Annotated in this window: 12 protein-coding genes; 9 read left to right on the top strand and 3 right to left on the bottom strand. The window is 70.9% G+C overall.

All coding sequences use genetic code 11. From position 1 onward, the window contains the following. The first annotated feature begins 31 nt into the window (after positions 1–31). Entirely contained in the window at positions 32–985 is a 954-nt protein-coding gene (locus REH65_RS27220; protein WP_406689669.1) for a COX15/CtaA family protein, read from the top strand. Between the two features lie 214 nt (positions 986–1,199). Here REH65_RS27220 and REH65_RS27215 read toward each other — a convergent pair whose 3' ends face one another. Together REH65_RS27215 and REH65_RS27210 are read right to left on the bottom strand one after the other, a co-directional pair. Then, positions 1,200–1,697 carry a transcriptional regulator gene (locus REH65_RS27215; RefSeq protein ID WP_281453698.1) on the bottom strand — a complete coding sequence of 166 codons (498 nt, stop codon included), beginning with the start codon at positions 1,695–1,697 and terminating at the stop codon, positions 1,200–1,202. Between the two features lie 114 nt (positions 1,698–1,811). Beyond that, the gene (locus REH65_RS27210) at positions 1,812–2,129 is read right to left on the bottom strand and encodes a hypothetical protein (protein WP_281453699.1); all 318 of its coding nucleotides are present in this window, start codon (positions 2,127–2,129) and stop codon (positions 1,812–1,814) included. A 173-nt stretch (positions 2,130–2,302) separates the two neighbouring features. Here REH65_RS27210 and REH65_RS27205 point away from each other — a divergent pair, with 173 nt between their 5' ends. Further along, positions 2,303–3,271, top strand: a complete 969-nt coding sequence (locus REH65_RS27205) for a quinone oxidoreductase family protein (protein ID WP_406689668.1) — start codon at positions 2,303–2,305, stop codon at positions 3,269–3,271. 49 nt (positions 3,272–3,320) lie between these two features. Here REH65_RS27205 and REH65_RS27200 read toward each other — a convergent pair whose 3' ends face one another. After that, entirely contained in the window at positions 3,321–4,253 is a 933-nt protein-coding gene (locus REH65_RS27200) for a heme o synthase (RefSeq protein WP_406689667.1), read from the bottom strand. A gap of 486 nt (positions 4,254–4,739) precedes the next feature. On the opposite strand from REH65_RS27200, the gene tkt reads away from it, so the two are divergent. The 7 genes from tkt (at position 4,740) to REH65_RS27165 (ending at position 14,238) form a co-directional block, all read left to right on the top strand. Further along, on the top strand, positions 4,740–6,809 hold the full coding sequence (tkt, locus tag REH65_RS27195; protein ID WP_406689666.1) for a transketolase: 2,070 nt from the start codon (positions 4,740–4,742) through the stop codon (positions 6,807–6,809). A 14-nt stretch (positions 6,810–6,823) separates the two neighbouring features. Beyond that, the gene (gene tal / locus REH65_RS27190) at positions 6,824–7,930 is read left to right on the top strand and encodes a transaldolase (RefSeq protein ID WP_406689665.1); all 1,107 of its coding nucleotides are present in this window, start codon (positions 6,824–6,826) and stop codon (positions 7,928–7,930) included. Between the two features lie 116 nt (positions 7,931–8,046). Next, a complete protein-coding gene (locus REH65_RS27185) occupies positions 8,047–9,672 on the top strand; it encodes a glucose-6-phosphate isomerase (RefSeq protein ID WP_406689664.1) in 1,626 nt (541 codons plus the stop codon). Then, entirely contained in the window at positions 9,669–11,204 is a 1,536-nt protein-coding gene (gene zwf, locus REH65_RS27180) for a glucose-6-phosphate dehydrogenase (protein ID WP_281453705.1), read from the top strand. Before REH65_RS27185 ends, zwf begins: the two co-directional genes overlap by 4 nt. Further along, the gene (opcA, locus tag REH65_RS27175) at positions 11,201–12,166 is read left to right on the top strand and encodes a glucose-6-phosphate dehydrogenase assembly protein OpcA (RefSeq protein WP_281453706.1); all 966 of its coding nucleotides are present in this window, start codon (positions 11,201–11,203) and stop codon (positions 12,164–12,166) included. Before zwf ends, opcA begins: the two co-directional genes overlap by 4 nt. Then, complete coding sequence (gene pgl, locus REH65_RS27170) at positions 12,163–12,912, top strand: 6-phosphogluconolactonase (protein WP_406689663.1); 750 nt, start codon at positions 12,163–12,165, stop codon at positions 12,910–12,912. The genes opcA and pgl overlap by 4 nt, the downstream gene beginning before the upstream one ends. A 141-nt stretch (positions 12,913–13,053) precedes the next feature. Then, positions 13,054–14,238 (top strand): glycoside hydrolase family 10 protein, encoded by a 1,185-nt coding sequence (locus REH65_RS27165; protein WP_406689662.1) that lies wholly within the window; start codon positions 13,054–13,056, stop codon positions 14,236–14,238. Positions 14,239–14,357 lie beyond the last annotated feature (119 nt).

Below are 14,357 nucleotides of genomic sequence, written 5' to 3'. Positions count from 1 at the left end.
GACGATTCGAGCAGCGGAATACCATTGCCTCGTGGCGCTACCTACTTGGATCTCCCGCCCGTCCCCGCGCACCGTGCGGATCCTCGCGATCGCCGTGCTGGTGACGCAGGCTCTGATCTCGGTGACCGGGGTGACCGTCCGCGTGACGGGCTCCGGGCTGGGGTGTCCGACCTGGCCGCAGTGCTTCCCGGGCAGCATGGTCCCGGTCCCGCACGCGGAGGTCGCCGCCCTGCACCAGGCGATCGAGTTCGGCAACCGGCTGCTCACCGGCGTCGTCGGCTTCATCGCGCTGGCGTGCCTGCTCGCGGCGTGGCGCAGCCGCCCCCACCGCAAGCGCCTGGTGGGCCTGGCGCTGATCATGCCGCTCGGCGTGGTCGCTCAGGCCGTGATCGGCGGCATGACGGTGCTGGTGGACCTGGCCTGGTGGAGCGTCTCGGTGCACTTCATGGCCTCGGCGACCCTGATCTGGCTGGCCGCGATCCTGGTCAAGGCCACCACCGAGGGCGACCGCGCGCCGCTGGGCATCGTCACGCGCCCGATGCGCCGCCTGCTGGTCGCGCTGGTCGTGGTCACCGCCGCGGTGCTGCTGGCGGGCACGCTGGTCACCGCCGCGGGACCGCACGCGGGTGACCCGGACACGCCGCGGCTGGGCTTCGCCGTCGCCTCGCTGGTGCAGCTGCACGGCGTCCTGGTGATGGCGTACGTGCTGCTGCTCGCGGTCTTCGGCGTCTGGCTCCGCTCGGCCCGCCCGACCAAGGCGCTGATCCGCGCCTACATCACCGCCTGCGTGATGGTCCTGGTCCAGGGCGCGATCGGCTCGGTCCAGTACTACCTCGGCGTCCCGGAGATCCTGGTCGTCCTCCACGTCGCGGCGGCCACCTGCGTCATCATCACCACCGCCGTCCTCTGGGGCGAGTCCCGCAACCGAGGCCCCCTCCCCCACCCAGAAGTCCCAGAACCCCAGGAATCCCCAGCAACGGTCTAACCCGGTTCCAGTGGTGGCACAGTTTTCATGAAAACCTCCCGACCCCACGGGACCCGAAGTTTTCATGAGAACTTCCCCGTCCCAGGAACCACGAGACCTCGCGGAAAACGCTCTCCCCTCAGGAGGGTCGAAGTTTTCATGAAAACCTCCCGTTCCGGGGAGGAGGGAAGTTTTCATGAAAACTGCGCCGACACGAGGGGAGGTCGAGTGGGGGTCAGAAGCGGAGGTTGCGCTTGCCCTCGCGCTCCCAGCGGCGCCAGAGCTCGGGCATCTCGCCGGCGAGCCACTTGTAGAACTCGTTGACCGCGCGGAGCCTCCGGGCCCGTTCGCCCTGGCCGCTGAACATGCGCAGGCCGGAGGCGGTGAGCTCTTCGAGGTCGGTGACGCGTTCCATGCGCTGCCGGACCAGGCCGGGCCAGCGGTCCTCCTCCACCTGGTAGAGCGCGGCCTCGCGCCCCTGCCGGGTGGTCTTGGAGACGACGCCCAGGCGCATGAGCAGCCGGACGTTGGTGCTGATCGAGCCGGTGCTGGCGGCCAGCGCGTGCGAGAGCTCGGTGGCGGTGCGCTCCGGCGGGTCGCAGATCAGCAGGAACGCCAGGATCCGACCGGCGATCAGCGGCATGCCCTCGGTGGCTTCGAAGTGGGCCGCCATCTGCTCGATCCACTCCGACATGGCCGGTCGGTCGGTGCGCTGCAGGTACTCCTCGGACACGCCGCCTCCCTCCAGATCGAGTTCAGTTTCCGCTGAAAACATAAACCACAGCGATGATCTCGACCAGCCGTGCGGACGGCGTGTCCGGAAAGGACCAGGTCGGCGGGCCCCAGGTCAGCGAGCCCGCGGACCGGCCATCTTGCGGCGGTGCGCGGCACCGATCTTCAGCGCGGCGGTGGTCTCGGCGTCCCACTCGCAGGCGGTCAGCCCGTCCACGGCCTCGACCAGGGCCTCGCCGACGGTGGGGCTGGTGACCATGACGTCGCCGAGGCGGCCGTCCTCGCCGATCAGCACCACGCGGGCGCCGGCACGGCCGATGTTCTCCACCACCGCTCGCGCCGACCCGCCGTGGTCGGCGACGAAGGCCTTCGCGACGGAGAGGGCCTTCGGGGTGGGGGCGGTGCTCTGCTCGGTGTCCTTCTCGGCTGTCATGCCGGGATCCTAAACACCATTCACCCCGCGGCAGAACCGGTCGGTAGTGCACGACACTCGATCTCGGGCGCCCGGACCGCCGAAGCCCGAGGATGGACCGGGACGGGATGATCGGCGGGAGCCGTCGCGTTGCCCCTGACGGCCGAGACGAAAGCCCTGCGAAGGAGAGACACATGCGCGCGATTCGGGTGGCGACCAACGGCGGTCCCGAGGTCCTCGAACTCGGGGAGGTCGAGCTCGGCGAACCCGGACCGGGCCAGCTGCTGGTCGACGTCGCCGCAGCCGGGGTCAACTTCATCGACACCTACCAGCGCAGCGGCATCTACTCGATGGAGCTGCCGTTCACGCCCGGTTCCGAAGGTGCGGGCGCGGTCGCCGCGGTCGGCCCGGACGTCGACGGGTTCGCCGTCGGAGATCGGGTCGCGTGGGCGATGGCTCCCGGCAGCTACGCCGAGAAGGCGCTGGTCCCGGCGGCCTCCGCGGTGAAGGTCCCGGACGGCGTCGACGACCGCACCGCCGCCGCGGCGATGCTGCAGGGCATGACCGCCCACTACCTGATCACCTCCACGCACGAGGTGTCCACGGGCGAGACGGCGCTGGTGCACGCGGCCGCCGGCGGGATGGGCCTGCTGCTCACGCAGCTGATCAAGCACAAGGGCGCCAACGTCATCGGCACCGTGTCCACCGACGAGAAGGAGCGGTTGGCGCGCGCGGCCGGAGCCGACGAGATCATCCGGTACACGGACGCCGACGTGGCCGCCGAGGTCCGCGACCTCACCGACGGGCGCGCGGCGTCGACGGTCTACGACGGCGTGGGAAGGACGACGTTCGACGCGAGCCTGGCGAGCCTGCGCCCGCGCGGCACGCTGGTGCTCTTCGGCGCCTCCAGCGGCCCGGTCCCGCCGTTCGACCCGCAGCGGCTGAACTCCGGCGGCTCGCTGTTCCTGACCCGGCCGTCGCTCGGGCACCACCTGCTCAGCCGCGACGAGCTGGACTGGCGCGCGGGCGAGGTCTTCGGCTGGATCACCTCGGGCACGATCGACTTCCGCATCGGCGGCACCTACTCGCTCGACGAAGCCCGCCGGGCCCACGAGGACCTCGAAGGCCGCCGCACGACCGGCAAGCTCCTCATCCTGCCCTGACGCACGCCTCGCGCTGACCGGTCGGGCCGCCTCGCGCGAGCGGGGCGGCCTACCAGGGCCAGCCGAGGACCGGGAGGCTCAGGGCGGAGTCGACGGCCAGCGCCACGAACACGATCATCAGGTACGTGTTGGACATGTGGAACAGCCGCATCGGCTTGGTCGGGACGCCGCGCTTGGTGGCGGCGTGGAGGCGGTGGGCCAGCACGAGGAACCAGGCGCCGGTGATCGCGGCGAAGGCCGCGTAGAGCCAGCCCGCGGCCGGGACCAGCAGCAGCGTCCAGGCCACCATCAGCCAGGTGAACAGCACGATCTGCCGGGACACCGCGACCGGCCGCGCCACCACGGGCAGCATCGGCACGCCCGCGCGCTCGTAGTCGTCCTTGTACTTCATCGCCAGCGACCAGGTGTGCGGCGGCGTCCAGAAGAACACGACGCCGAACATCACCAGCGCGGGCCAGTCGACGCGGCCGGTCACCCCGGCCCAGCCGATCACCACCGGCATGCAGCCCGCGGCGCCGCCCCACACGATGTTCTGCGCGGTCCGCCGCTTGAGGACCATCGTGTAGATGAAGACGTAGAACAGGATCGTGCCCACCGCGAGCGCCCCGGCCAGCAGGTTGGTCGACGCCCACAGCACCAGGAACGAGCCGACGCCCAGCGCGATGCCGAACACCAGCGCGTGCCGGTTGGACACGGTGTGGCGCACCAGCGGCCGGGCCCGCGTGCGCTTCATCACCTGATCGATATCGGCGTCGACCACGCAGTTCAGCGCGTTGGCGCTGCCGGCGGCCATCGTGCCGCCGACGAGCGTCGCCAGGACCAGGAACGGCGACGGGATCCCGCGCACGGCGAGCATCATCGCGGGGATGGTGGTGACCAGCAGCAGCTCGATGACCCGGGGCTTGACCAGGCTCAGATAGGCTTTGAGCAGGTCAGCGACCTTGCGAGCGGGCTGACGGGTGAGTTCGGCGGTGGTGGTCACGACGCTGCGCTCACCGACGACATGACACTCCCCGCACTTGCCGACCACGCTCCTGCCGGTTCCCCGAAGAACGGAACAGAACCGTTAACCAATAGTAGTCGCGCTACAGAAGGCGGTCGCGCGCGGGTGCGAGTGCCCCTGTTCACGCCCCTGACGAGCTAAGGTGGAATCGTTCGGCGATCAGCCGCGTTCTCCCCGGCAGCCCGTGAGCACGAAGCCCGGATCTGGTGCACGCTGGTCGACGAATCGCCGGCTCCCCCACCGTTCGAGGAACGGTTCTCGCAGGTCGAGGCTGGTTCAGCAGTGGGGCGACACCGTTACTCAAACGGGCCGCCGGGCGCCTGATCGCAGGAGACTAGGCTGCCCGACGGACGAGGGATAACTGCGGTTCGAATCGGTCCAGCGGACCGTTCGCCGCGTTGAGGGAAATACCGCCGAAGGAAAACTGGAGCTGCGTCCGTGTCCGTCACCGACGACCTTGCCCGCTTGACGACCAAGCGACTGCCCAACGACTGGACCGAGCTGGATCAGCGCGCCGTGGACACCGCGCGCGTCCTCGCCGCCGACGCGGTGGAGAACTGCGGCAGCGGCCACCCGGGCACGGCCATGAGCCTCGCGCCCGCCGCCTACGCCCTGTTCCAGCGCGTCATGCGGCACGACCCCACCGACCCGGAGTGGATCGGCCGCGACCGCTTCGTGCTGTCGGCCGGGCACTCGAGCCTGACGCTGTACGTGCAGCTGTTCCTCTCCGGCTACGGCCTGGAGGTCGAGGACCTCAAGCAGCTGCGCAAGTGGGGCTCCCTGACCCCGGGTCACCCGGAGTACGGGCACACCAAGGGTGTGGAGACCACCACCGGCCCGCTGGGCCAGGGCCTGTCGACCGCGGTCGGCATGGCGATGGCCGCGCGCCGCGAGCGCGGTCTGTACGACCCGGAGGCCGCTGCGGGTGAGAGCCCGTTCGACCACCACATCTACGTGATCGCCTCCGACGGCGACATCGAGGAGGGCGTGACCTCCGAGGCGTCCTCGCTGGCCGGCGTGCAGCAGCTGGGCAACCTCACGGTGATCTACGACGCGAACGAGATCTCCATCGAGGACAACACCGGCATCGCCCTGACCGAGGACACCGCCAAGCGCTACGAGTCCTACGGCTGGCAGGTCATCACCGTCGACGGCGGCGAGGACGTGCAGGGCCTGCTGGAGGCCATCGAGTCCGCCAAGGCCGAGACCGCCCGCCCGACCCTGATCGTGCTGCGCACGGTCATCGGTTTCCCGGCGCCGACCAAGATGAACTCCGGCAAGGCGCACGGCGCCGCGCTGGGTGCCGACGAGGTCGCCGAGGTCAAGAAGGCCGTGGGCTTCGACCCGGAGCAGTCCTTCCAGGTCGACGCGGACGTGCTCGACCACGCCCGCGAGGTCGTCGAGCGCGGCAAGAAGGCCCGCGCCGAGTGGCAGGCCTCCTTCGACAAGTGGGCCGCCGCCAACCCGGAGCGCAAGGAGCTGCTGGACCGGCTGACCGCCCGCGAGCTGCCGGCCGGCTGGGCCGACAAGCTGCCGACCTGGGAGGCCGACGGCAAGGGCGTCGCCACCCGCAAGGCCTCCGGTGAGGTCCTCAACGCGCTGGCCGACGTGCTGCCCGAGCTGTGGGGCGGTTCGGCGGACCTCGCCGAGAGCAACAACACCTCGATGAAGGGCCAGCCCTCGTTCGGCCCGGAGTCGATCTCCACCGACGCCTGGTCGGCCAACCCGTACGGCCGGACGCTGCACTTCGGCATCCGCGAGCACGCGATGGGCGCGATCCTCAACGGCATCGCGCTGCACGGCGGCACCCGCCCGTACGGCGGCACCTTCCTGGTGTTCAGCGACTACATGCGTCCCGCGGTGCGCCTGGCGTCGCTGATGAAGGTCCCGTCGATCTTCGTCTGGACGCACGACTCCATCGGCCTGGGCGAGGACGGCCCGACGCACCAGCCGATCGAGCACGTCGCCTCGCTGCGCGCGATCCCCGGCTTCTCGATGGTCCGCCCGGCGGACGCCAACGAGACCGCTGCCGCGTGGAAGGCGATCCTGGAGAACCCCACCGGCCCGGCCGGCCTGGCGCTGACCCGCCAGGGCGTTCCGACGCTTCAGGGCACCAGCCAGGAGGGCGTCGCCAAGGGCGGGTACGTCCTGGCCGACGCCGCCAACGGCGAGCCGGAGCTGATCCTGATGGCCACCGGTTCCGAGGTCCAGCTGGCCGTCGAGGCCCGCGAGACCCTCGAAGCCGAGGGCGTGGCGACCCGCGTCGTCTCGTTCCCGTGCGTCGAGTGGTTCGACGCCCAGGACGAGGCCTACCGCGAGTCGGTGCTGCCGAGCTCGGTGAAGGCCCGCGTCTCGGTCGAGGCGGGCATCGCCATGCCGTGGCACCGGTTCGTCAAGGACGCCGGTGAGTCGGTGTCGCTGGAGCACTTCGGTGCCTCGGCCGACTACAAGACCCTTTACGAGCAGTTCGGCATCACCACCGAAGCCGTTGTCGCAGCTGCTCGACGCAGCCTGAGCAACGCCAAGCAGGCGTGAGCGGAGGAATTTCTGTGACGACCAACGCGAACCTCAAGGCCCTCACCGAGGCCGGAGTTTCGATCTGGCTGGACGACCTGTCCCGCCAGCGCATCAGCTCGGGGAACCTGGCCCAGCTGATCACCGACCAGGCCGTCGTCGGGGTCACGAGCAACCCGACGATCTTCGCCAACGCGCTGTCCAACGCCGCCGACTACGCCGACAAGGTCAAGGACCTCGCCGCGCGCGGTGCCAGCGTGGACGACACCATCCGCGAGCTGACCACCGCGGACGTGCGCGACGCCGCGGACATCTTCCGCAACGTCTACGAGTCCACCGGTGGTGTGGACGGCCGCGTCTCCCTGGAGGTCGACCCGCGGCTGGCGCACGACACCGACAAGACGGTGGCCGAGGCGATCGACCTGTGGAAGGCCGTGGACCGGCCGAACCTGATGGTCAAGATCCCGGCGACGCTGGCGGGTCTGCCCGCGATCACGAAGGTGATCGGTGAGGGCATCAGCGTGAACGTGACGCTGATCTTCTCCGTCGAGCGCTACCGGCAGGTCATGGACGCCTACCTGGCGGGTCTGGAGCTGGCCAAGGCCAACGGTCACGACCTGTCGAGCATCGAGTCGGTGGCGTCGTTCTTCGTGTCCCGCGTGGACACCGAGATCGACAAGCGGCTCGACGCGATGCAGGAGGGGCACCCGCTGCGGGGCAAGGCCGCGATCGCCAACGCCCGCCTGGCCTACGCCGCCTACCAGGAGGTCTTCTCGACCGAGCGGTGGAACGCGCTCCAGGCGCAGGGTGCTCGGGCGCAGCGCCCGCTGTGGGCCTCGACCGGGGTCAAGGACAAGTCCTACTCCGACACCCGCTACGTCGACGAGCTGGCGGCACCGAACACGGTCAACACGATGCCGGAGTCGACGCTGCAGGCCACGGCCGATCACGCCGACGTGCGCGGTGACCTGGTCACCGGCACCGCCGCCGAGTCGCAGCAGGTCTTCGACGACCTGGCCGCGGCGGGCATCGACCTCGACGACGTGTTCAAGGCCCTGGAGACCGAGGGCGTGGAGAAGTTCGAGAAGTCCTGGACCGAACTCCTCGACACCGTGGCCTCCCAGCTGGAGCAGGCCAAGTAAGCAGCGCCACGCGCGTTGAAGTCGGTCCGGGCCGGTGCGGCGATGCTGTCGCACCGGCCCGGATCGGCGAGAATCACCTACGAACTGAAAACTCTTTCGAGCCCTGAAGGATCTTCATGGCAACCGATGTTTCTGTCGAAATTGCCGACGCGGCGCTGGCGGCCGAGGCTCGCCCACTGGTCGAGCGGCTGACCGCCGACGCGGTTGCCGGCAAGCTCGCCGCCCAGGACGCCACGCTGTGGGGCCCCGACGCCGAGCCCGAGGCCTCCATCCGCCTGTCCTGGACGACGCTGGCCGAGAGCTCCCGGCCGCTGCTGGCCGAGATCGACGCGCTGCGCGCCGAGCTGCACGCCGACGGGCTGGACCGCGTGGTGCTGGCCGGCATGGGCGGCTCCTCGCTGGCCCCCGAGGTCATCACCGGCACCGCCGGTGTCCCGCTGACCGTCCTCGACACCACCGACCCCGCTCAGGTCGCCGACGCGCTGTCCGGTGATCTGGACCGGACCGTGCTGGTCGTGTCCTCCAAGTCGGGCACCACCGTCGAGACGGACTCGCACCGCCGGATCTTCGAAAAAGCCTTTGAGCAAAACGGAATCGATCCTGTGACCCGCATCATCGTGGTCACCGACCCCGGTTCCCCGATGGAGACCGCGTCCCGCGAGGCGGGCTACCGCAAGGTCTTCACCGCCGACCCGAACGTGGGCGGCCGCTACTCGGCGCTGACCGCGTTCGGGCTCGTCCCGGCCGGGCTGGCCGGTGCCGACATCGCCGGTCTGCTCGACGACGCCGCGACCGCCTTCAAGGCGCTCAGCGCCGACTCCGACCACAACCCGGCGGTGCAGCTGGGCGCGGCCATCGGCGCGGCGCACGCCCGGGGCGCCGAGAAGCTGGTCTTCGCCGACACCGGTTCCGGCATCGCCGGTTTCGGTGACTGGGTGGAGCAGCTCATCGCCGAGTCCACCGGCAAGAACGGCACCGGCGTGCTGCCGGTCGTCGTGGAGAACGACGAGGCCCCGGGCTACGCCGACGCCGGTTCCGACGCCACCACGGTGGCCATCGGCCCGCGCGTCGACACCGCCCAGATCAGCACCACCGGTCCGCTCGGCGGGCAGATGCTGCTGTGGGAGTTCGCGACCGCGATCGCGGGCCGGCTGCTGGGCATCAACCCGTTCGACCAGCCCGACGTGGAGGCCGCCAAGAAGGCCGCCCGCGCCCTGCTGGACGGCCCCGCCGGTGGCCCGGCGGCGACGCCGGCGGCCGTCGACGGCTCCATCGAGGTGCACACCTCCGGTGAGTGGGCCTCGGCCGGCGTCGGCACCGTGGCCGAGGCGCTGCGCGCGTTCCTGGCCACCGCGCCGAAGGGCGGCTACCTGGCGATCCAGGCCTACCTGGACCGGCTCGACGACGCCTCGGCGGCGGTGCTGCGCTCCGAGCTGGCGCGGCGCACCGGGCTGCAGACCACCTTCGGCTGGGGTCCGCGGTTCCTGCACTCCACCGGCCAGTACCACAAGGGCGGCCACCAGAACGGCGTGTTCCTGCAGATCACCGGCGACTCCGAAGCCGATCTGGAGGTGCCGGAGCGGCCGTACGCTCTGGCCGGACTGCAGCGCGCGCAGGCGCTGGGCGACGGCCAGGTGCTGGCCGACCACGGCCGCCCGGTGCTGCGACTGCACCTGACCGACCGCGCGGCCGGGCTCGTCGAGCTCGTCAAGGCCGTGCAGACCCTCGGGGGACAGGCGTGACCACGAGCAGCGAATGGACCAACCCGCTGCGGGATGCCCGGGACAAGAGACTCCCGCGGATCGCCGGGCCGTGCGGGCTGACGATCTTCGGCGTCACCGGTGACCTCTCGCGCAAGAAGCTGATGCCGGCGATCTACGACCTGGCCAACCGCGGCCTGCTGCCGCCGGGCTTCGCGCTGACGGGCTTCGCCCGCCGCGACTGGGCCGACCAGGACTTCATGCAGGTCGTCTACGAGGCGGTCAAGGAGAACGCGCGCACGCCGTTCCACCAGACCGTCTGGGACCGGCTGGCCGAGGGCATCCGGTTCGTGCCGGGTTCCTTCGACGACGACGAGGCGTTCGACAAGCTCGCCGAGACCGTCAAGGAGCTCGACGCCGACCGGGGCACCGGCGGCAACCACGGCTTCTACCTGTCGGTGCCGCCGTCGGCGTTCCCGACGGTGCTCAAGCAGCTGTCCCGGTCCGGGCTGACCAGCCCGACCGACGAGAGCTGGCGCCGCGTGGTCATCGAGAAGCCGTTCGGCCACGACTCGGAGAGCGCCAAGGAGCTCAACCGGATCGTCAACGACGTCTTCCCCGAGGAGTCGGTGTTCCGCATCGACCACTACCTCGGCAAGGAGACGGTGCAGAACATCCTGGCGCTGCGCTTCGCGAACCAGCTGTTCGAGCCGATCTGGAACGCGCACTACGTCGACCACGTGCAGATCACGATGGCCGAGGACATCGGTCTGGGCGGTCGCGCGGGCTACTACGACGGCATCGGCGCGGCCCGCGACGTCATCCAGAACCACCTGCTGCAGCTGATGGCGCTGACGGCGATGGAGGAGCCGGTCTCCTTCTCGCCGGACGACCTGCGCGCGGAGAAGATCAAGGTGCTCTCGGCGACCAAGCCGGTGGGCCCCTTCGACCAGACCACCGCGCGCGGCCAGTACACGGGTGGCTGGCAGGGCGGTTCGCTGGTGCCGGGCCTGCACGAGGAGGGCGGTTTCGCGTCCGACTCGATCACCGAGACCTACGCGGCGATCACCCTGGAGGTGGAGAGCCGCCGCTGGGCGGGCGTGCCGTTCTACCTGCGCTCGGGCAAGCGCCTGGGCCGCCGGGTCACCGAGATCGCCGTGGTGTTCAAGCGCGCGCCGCACCTGCCGTTCGACTCCACCATGACCGAGGAGCTGGGGCAGAACGCCCTGGTCATCCGGGTGCAGCCGGACGAGGGCGTGACGATGCGCTTCGGCGCGAAGGTTCCGGGCACCTCGATGGAGGTCCGGGACGTCACGATGGACTTCGGCTACGGCCACGCCTTCACCGAGTCCTCGCCGGAGGCCTACGAGCGGCTGATCCTGGACGTGCTGCTGGGTGAGCCGTCGCTGTTCCCGGTGAACGAAGAAGTCGAACTGTCCTGGAACATCCTCGACCCGGTGCTGGAGCACTGGGCCTCGCGCGGCAAGCCCGAGCCGTACAAGGCCGGGACCTGGGGTCCGTCCTCGGCGGACGAGATGCTGGCCCGCACCGGACGCGTCTGGAGGCGACCGTGATCATCGACCTGCCGTCGACCACCACCTCGCAGGTCAACAAGAAGCTGGTGGAGCTGCGCGAGTCCGGGGGCGCCGTGGCGCTCGGCCGGGTGCTCACGCTGGTGATCGCCACCGGCGACGGCACCGAGGTGGAGAAGGCGATCCAGGCCGCCAACGAGGCGAGCCGGGAGCACCCGTGCCGCGTGATCGTGGTGGCCAGCGGTGCCCGCCAGGCCGCTCCGAGGCTGGACGCGCAGATCCGCGTGGGCGGTGACGCCGGTGCGTCCGAGGTCATCGTGCTGCGGCTCTACGGCCCGCTGGCCGACGAGGGCGCGGGCTCGGTCGTGCCGCTGCTGCTGCCGGACGCCCCGGTGGTGACCTGGTGGCCGACCGACGCGCCGGACGCCCCGGCGAAGGACCCGCTGGGCGCGCTGTCGCACCGCCGCATCACCGACGCGGCGGCCGAGGCGGATCCGATCGAGTCCCTGCAGAAGCGGACGAAGTCCTACGTGGACGGCGACACCGACCTGGCCTGGACGCGCCTGACGTCCTGGCGGGCGATGCTGTCCGCGGCGATGGACCTGCCGCCGCACGAGCGGGTCACCGCCGCCACCGTGACCGGTGCGGCCGACTCGCCCTCGACCGATCTGCTGGCGGGCTGGCTGTCGGCGTACCTGGAGATCCCGGTGCGCAGGCTGGAGAGCACGCGGGCCGGATCGGGCATCTACTCGGCGGTGCTGGAGCGCCCCTCCGGCAACGTCGAGATCGTGCGCCCGGACGGCAAGGTCGGCACGCTGACCCAGCCGGGCCAGCCGGACCGGCGGATCTCGCTGTCCCGCCGCGAGGTGCAGGACTGCCTGAGTGAGGAGCTGCGCCGCCTCGACCCGGACGAGATCTACGAGGTCACCCTCGGCGGTCTCAAGGGCATCGTGCGCGGCGAGGAGCCGACCGAGGAGTCCGCTGAGGAAGGGGACGAGCGGTGAGCCGTCCCGAGGCGCTGGTCCACTCCGGCGGCGACGTGCTCGCCGCCGCGGTGGCCGCGCGGCTGATCACCGCGATCGCCGACGCCCAGGCCGCTCGCGGCTCGGCGTCGGTGGTGCTCACCGGTGGCCGCACCGGCATCGGCGTGCTGGAGCAGGTGCGCCTCTCCCCCGCGCTCGGCGCGGTGGATTGGTCCACCGTCGACTTCTTCTGGGGCGACGAGCGGTTCCTGCCCGACGGTGACGGCGAGCGCAACGAGACGCAGGCCCGGCGGGCGCTGCTGGACCACGTCGGCGTCGACCCGTCCCGGGTGCACCGGATGGCGCCGTCGGACGGCGAGTTCGGCGACGACGCGGACGCGGCGGCGGCCGGTTACGCCGAGCTGCTGGCGTCGCTGGCGCCCGAGGGCGCGGCGGTGCCGTCGTTCGACGTGCTGATGCTGGGCGTCGGCGAGGAGGGCCACACGGCCTCGCTGTTCCCGGACACCCCGCACGTGCGGGAGTCGGAGCGGACGGTGGTGGGCGTGCACGACTGCCCGAAGCCGCCGCCCACCCGCGTCTCGCTGACGCTCCCCGCGATCGGCGCGGCCTCGCAGGTGTGGCTGATGACCACCGGCAAGGCCAAGGCCGAGCCGGTGGCCGCGGCGCTGAACGGCGCGAAGCCGGTGGACATCCCGGCCGCGGGTGCGCTCGGCCGCGACCGCACCCTCTGGCTGCTGGACGCCGACGCGGCGGCCGAGCTGGGCTGACGAACCGGCGACGACGCAACACGCCTCCTTCTCGTTGAAGGGGGCGTGTTCTCGTTCGCCCTGACCGGTGATGACCTGTGCGGGCGGGCCTGATCGGCAATACGCTGTGGCGCGGTCGATGATCGCGACGAAGGGGACCCGATGCGCAGGCTCGGTTCGCTCGGCACGGCACTGGGTTTGGCAGCGGTCCTGCTGGGGCTGCTGGGCACGGCGGGTGTGGCAGCGCCGTCGAGCACGGAGATGCGGGGCGTGTGGATCGCCAGCGTCGCCAACACCGACTGGCCGAGCCGGCCGGGCCTGTCGGTGGAGCAGCAGCAGGCCGAGTACCGGGCGATGCTGGACCAGGCCGTCGCCAACCGGATGAACGCGGTGTTCGTGCAGGTCCGGCCCACCGCGGACGCGTTCTGGCCGTCCACCGTGGAGCCGTGGTCGCACTGGCTGACCGGGCAGCAGGGCCGCGACCCCGGTTACGACCCGATGCGGTTCCTGGTCGACGAGGCGCACCAGCGGGGCCTGGAGTTCCACGCCTGGTTCAACCCGTACCGGGTGAGCATGACCGACGACCTGAACGCGCTGGTGCCCACGCACCCGGCTCGGGTCCATCCGGAGTGGACGTTCGCCTACGGCGGCAAGCGCTACTACGACCCGGGCGTGCCGCAGGTCCGCGACCTGGTGACCTCGGCGATCACCGACGCGGTGTCGCGCTACCAGGTCGACGGCGTGCACCTCGACGACTACTTCTACCCCTACCCGGTCGACGGCCGGGCGATCCCGGACGAGCGGACGTTCGCCGAGCACGGCAAGGGCTTCGCGAACATCGACGACTGGCGGCGGGACAACGTCGACGAGCTGGTCTCGGGCCTGCACGACCGGGTGCACGCGCTGCGGCCCGACGCCGAGTTCGGCGTGAGCCCGTTCGGCATCTGGCGCAACGCGAGCAGCGATCCGGCGGGCTCGAACACCAAGGGCATGGAGTCCTACTCGGCGATCTTCGCCGACACCCGCCGCTGGGTGCGGGAGGGCTGGGTCGACTACATCGCGCCCCAGGTCTACTGGCAGTTCGGCCACCCGTCGGCCGACTACGCGGCGGTCGTCCCGTGGTGGTCGCGGACCGTCTCGGGCACCGGCGTCGACCTCTACATCGGCCAGGCCGCCTACAAGGTCGGTCAGCCGGGCTGGACCGACCCGGCGGAGCTGTCGAACCACCTGGCCTTCAACGCGGACCAGCCCCACGTGGCGGGCGACCTCTACTTCAGCGCCAAGTCCCTCACCACGGTCGCCCGCGACGCGATGACCCGAGTCGTGAACGACCACTACGCGAGCTGACCTCATCCGGGCATTCGGAGGCTGTTGAGGGCTGCGGCGGAGCAGCCGTTCCAGGCGTGGGACTCAGCCTGCACCGCCGCAGGTTCTGAGCGGCTTCGTGGCGAGGACGCCGCGACGCC

The organism is Saccharopolyspora sp. ID03-671, assembly GCF_045278815.1.
GTDB lineage: Bacteria > Actinomycetota > Actinomycetes > Mycobacteriales > Pseudonocardiaceae > Saccharopolyspora > Saccharopolyspora ipomoeae.
The sequence above is the reverse complement of the archived record's forward strand: the minus strand, read 5'-3'. Positions and strand labels throughout refer to the sequence as shown.

Bases quoted from the DNA above. Each gene is read 5' to 3' on its own strand.
- REH65_RS27185 (WP_406689664.1), top strand. From the start codon at position 8,047: ATGGCAACCGATGTTTCTGTCGAAATTGCCGACGCGGCGCTGGCGGCC.
- REH65_RS27205 (WP_406689668.1), top strand. From the start codon at position 2,303: ATGCGCGCGATTCGGGTGGCGACCAACGGCGGTCCCGAGGTCCTCGAA.
- REH65_RS27210 (WP_281453699.1), bottom strand. From the start codon at position 2,129: ATGACAGCCGAGAAGGACACCGAGCAGAGCACCGCCCCCACCCCGAAG.
- REH65_RS27165 (WP_406689662.1), top strand. From the start codon at position 13,054: ATGCGCAGGCTCGGTTCGCTCGGCACGGCACTGGGTTTGGCAGCGGTC.